Origin of the sequence: Sandarakinorhabdus sp. (assembly GCF_032115815.1) — a bacterium.
GTDB lineage: Bacteria > Pseudomonadota > Alphaproteobacteria > Sphingomonadales > Sphingomonadaceae > Sandarakinorhabdus.
This window is the reverse complement of record NZ_JAUMBI010000079.1, coordinates 1-3776: the sequence shown is the minus strand read 5'-3', so window position 1 is coordinate 3776 and position 3776 is coordinate 1. Positions and strand designations below refer to the sequence as shown.

The following is a 3776-nucleotide window of genomic DNA, read 5'->3' as shown; positions in this document are numbered from 1 at the left end:
ATGTCCCAAGGGTCGGCCACGAGCGTCGGCGCAATCTGGCATTCCCAGGCCAGCCCGATGGCCAGCACGGGCTGCCGGCGGCGCAGGGCGGCCAGCGCCCTATCGTAATAGCCGCGGCCCTGGCCCAGCCGCACGCCCGAAAGCGTGACGGCCAGCAGCGGCACCAGCAACACATCGGGATGCACCACCGGCGCCGTGGCCGGCGGCTCGGGAATGTTCTGGAAGCCGGGCTTGAGTTCGCTCCATTCGGCCTGGTGAAACATGATGTCTTGCCCGGCGATGCGCGGGAAGGCGTGCGGGCCGATGCGTTTTTCGATCCACATGGGATCGATCTCGTCCCCCACGGCGGCATAGCTGCCGCCCATGCGCAGGGCGGGGAGGGCAGGGGCCACCACCGCGGCCAGGTTCCGCTCCAGCGCTTCGCGTTCGCCGGCGGGCAGGGCGGCGACAAAGGCCTTGCGGGCAGCGCGATAATGGCGGCGCAGTTCGGTCTTGGTCACAGCGTGATATCCGGATGGTCGGTTGGCGGGACCACCATGGGCCGTTGGCCTTGAAGATCCTCTGACGCCAGAACGTCAGGTGGGAACCAGTTGTGGTGGACCACGGTCCACCCAGTGCCAGCCCCCGATAGGATGATTATCGCCTCAGGGATGCTTGCTCGCTCGTACCGGGCAGTGCCCGCCAAATATTGATATAGGGCACAAGCCCCGGAAGCTCAAGCAGATGCGCGTTTATGAGCCTGCTCAGACGCGGGCGAGTTGTTCCATCCGCTCGACGATGCGGGCAAGGCGGGTGATGTCTACCACAGGTGCAGCGGCGGCAGGCGGCGCAATGCCGGCGCGGGCATCGGCCAGTTCATCGGCCAGCATCAGCGCGGTCATCACCAGCAACTGGCCTTCGGGCACGCTGCCCAGCGATCCGGTGATGCGATCGGCGCGGACGGCGATCTCGTTGCCCAGGCGCGATATCCGATCCTCGTCGCCGTCACGGCAGCTGATGCGATAACTGCGCCCACAAATGCTCAAAACGGCCTGACCCACGCTTGTCACTCCTGCCCGATGAGGGAGTCGAGCGCGCGCACGGCTTCGGTAGCGGCGGCTTCGATCCGAGCCAAGCGCGCGCGGTCATCGGCGGCGGCGGCCGCTTCGGCACTTCGGCGAGTCTCGATTGCGGCCAGCGCCGTTTCGAGTCGCACCAACAGGGTCATCAATTCCGAAATCGACCTGCTCCCCCGCCAGCTCAATGGCTTGCGCGACGTTTATAAGACGGGATATCAGCCCGGGTCAAGCCGGCTGCCTGCGGCAATCACGGTGGACTGCAACTGGAAGGTTGACGCGTGCGCGAAGGGTAGGCCAAAGCCGCCCGCAACGAATAGTCACCACCGGGAATCGCTCCCGCCCGCACCGGCCACAGTGCCAGCGCGGATGGTTAACAGGAACGGCCTCATGACCGATCTCGCACGCTGCGCCAATGCCATCCGGGCGCTGGCCATGGATGCGGTGGAAGCTGCCAACAGCGGCCACCCCGGCATGCCGATGGGCATGGCCGATGTCGCGACCGTGCTGTTTGCCAATCACCTGAAGTTCGATCCGGCGGCGCCGCGCTGGCCGGATCGTGATCGTTTCGTGCTGTCGGCCGGCCATGGTTCGATGCTGATCTATGCGCTGCTGCACCTGACCGGTTATGAGAAGCCGTCGCTGGATGACATCAAGCGCTTCCGCCAATGGCACAGCCCGTGTGCTGGCCATCCGGAAAACACCGAACTGCCGGGCGTGGAATGCACCACTGGGCCGCTGGGCCAGGGCCTCGCCATGTCCGTCGGCATGGCGATGGCAGAACGGCATCTGAACGGCGTGTTCGGCAATGCCCTTGTCGATCATCGCACCTGGGTGGTGGCGGGTGATGGCTGCCTGATGGAAGGCATCAGCCAGGAAGCGATTTCACTGGCGGGCCACCTGAAGCTCGGCCGCCTGAACGTGATCTGGGACGACAACAAGATTTCCATCGATGGCCCGGTCAGCCTGTCGTCCAGCGAAGACATGGCCGGGCGCTTCACCGCTGCCGGCTGGCATGTCGTCGCCTGCGATGGCCATGATTTCGCGTCCATCGATGCCGCGCTCACGGCCGCCAAGGCCGATCCGCGGCCCAGCCTGATTGCGGCGCGCACCACCATCGGCAAGGGTGCACCGACCAAGGCCGGCACCAGTGGCAGCCACGGCTCGCCCCTGGGTGCCAAGGAAATCGAAGGCGCCCGCGCCGCGCTGGGCTGGGAATATGGCCCGTTCGAGATTCCGGCCGACATCAAGGCCTGGTGGGAAGGTCTGGGCGCCCGCGGCAAGGCCGCCCGCGCCGATTGGGAAGCGCGCCTGGCGGCCAACCCGCAGGCTGGCGAGTTCAACCGCCGCATGGCAGGCGAGCTGCCCGCCGCCGATCCGATGCCGGCCTATCTGGCCAGCCTGATCGCCACGCCGCCCAAGGTTGCCACCCGCAAGTCCAGCGAAATGGCGCTGGACGCACTTGTGCCGGCGCTGCCCGAATTGCTCGGGGGTTCGGCCGATCTGACCGGCTCCAACAACACCAAGGCCAAGGGCCAGCCGCTGTTCACCGCCGATGATTATAGCGGCCGCTATGTCCACTACGGCATTCGCGAATTCGGCATGGCCGCCGCGATGAACGGCATGGCGCTGCACGGCGGGATCATCCCTTATGGCGGCACCTTCCTGGTGTTCACCGACTATATGCGCAACGCCATCCGCCTGGCCGCGATCCAGCAGATCCGCGTGATCCACGTTGGCACGCACGACAGTATCGGGCTGGGCGAAGACGGCCCGACCCACCAGCCGATCGAGCATCTGGCGTCCCTGCGCGCCATGCCCAATTTGGCGGTGTGGCGGCCGGCTGATGCGGTGGAGACGGCGGAAGCCTGGGCCTTTGCCCTGAAGGACGAGAAGCGCCCGTCCGTCCTCGCCCTGTCGCGCCAGAACCTGCCGCCGCTGCGCGATGATGTGGCCGAAAATCTTTCCGCGAAAGGGGCTTATCGCCTGAAGGCCGCAACTGCGCCGCGCGCAGTTGTACTGGTCGCGACCGGTTCGGAAGTGCATATTGCCGCTGAAGCCGCCGCGCTTCTGGAAGCAGACGGCATTGGCTGCGACGTGGTATCGATGCCGTGCTGGGAAGTATTTGCGGTGCAGGACGCGGCTTACCGGGCCGATGTGCTGCCGCCGAGCGTATTGAAGGTGTCGGTGGAAGCCGGCGTGACGATGGGCTGGGAACGCTGGACCGGTAGTGACGGGTTGAATATCGGCATCGATCACTTTGGTGCATCGGCGCCGGCGGAACGGCTGTATGCCGAATATGGTTTGACAGCGCCGGCGATCGCCGCGCGCGTGAAGGGGCGGCTGGACCGCTGAAAGCCAAGAAGGATCAATGACATGGCTGTGAAAGTTGCAATCAACGGTTTCGGGCGCATCGGCCGCAACGTGCTGCGCGCCATCATCGAATCCGGCCGCACCGACATCGAAGTGGTGGCAATCAACGACCTGGCTAGCCCGCAGGCCAATGCCCGCCTGCTGGCGCGCGACAGTGTGCATGGTGCCTTTCCCGGCACGGTGAGCGTGGATGGCGATGCCATCGTGGTGAACGGCAAGCGCATCGCGGTGACCGCCGAGCGCGACCCGGCCAAGCTGCCGCATGCCGCCATGGGCGTGGATATCGCGCTGGAATGCACCGGGTTCTTCACCGATGCCGCCAAGGCCGGTGCTCACATCACTGCTGGT

5 protein-coding genes are annotated in these 3776 nt (G+C 65.9%); 2 read left to right on the top strand and 3 right to left on the bottom strand.

The genetic code is table 11. The annotated features are described in order from the left end of the window. The 3 genes from RT662_RS04625 to RT662_RS04615 form a co-directional block, all read right to left on the bottom strand. Positions 1–500 (bottom strand): 5-formyltetrahydrofolate cyclo-ligase (locus tag RT662_RS04625; RefSeq protein ID WP_313669538.1); only part of this gene is annotated, 500 nt, incomplete at its 3' end. 243 nt (positions 501–743) lie between these two features. After that, positions 744–1040: a cell division protein ZapA gene (locus tag RT662_RS04620; RefSeq protein ID WP_313669537.1), complete on the bottom strand. Its 297-nt coding sequence runs from the start codon at positions 1038–1040 to the stop codon at positions 744–746. Between the two features lie 5 nt (positions 1041–1045). After that, positions 1046–1207, bottom strand: coding sequence for a hypothetical protein (locus RT662_RS04615; protein ID WP_313669536.1), 162 nt, complete (start codon positions 1205–1207; stop codon positions 1046–1048). Positions 1208–1445: 238 nt separating this feature from the next. Here RT662_RS04615 and tkt point away from each other — a divergent pair, with 238 nt between their 5' ends. Together tkt and RT662_RS04605 are read left to right on the top strand one after the other, a co-directional pair. Continuing rightward, positions 1446–3410: a transketolase gene (tkt, locus tag RT662_RS04610; RefSeq protein ID WP_313669535.1), complete on the top strand. Its 1965-nt coding sequence runs from the start codon at positions 1446–1448 to the stop codon at positions 3408–3410. 21 nt (positions 3411–3431) lie between these two features. Then, positions 3432–3776 (top strand): glyceraldehyde 3-phosphate dehydrogenase NAD-binding domain-containing protein (locus RT662_RS04605; RefSeq protein ID WP_313669533.1); only part of this gene is annotated, 345 nt, incomplete at its 3' end.

Bases quoted from the DNA above. Each gene is read 5' to 3' on its own strand.
- RT662_RS04615 (WP_313669536.1), bottom strand. From the start codon at position 1,207: ATGACCCTGTTGGTGCGACTCGAAACGGCGCTGGCCGCAATCGAGACT.
- tkt (WP_313669535.1), top strand. From the start codon at position 1,446: ATGACCGATCTCGCACGCTGCGCCAATGCCATCCGGGCGCTGGCCATG.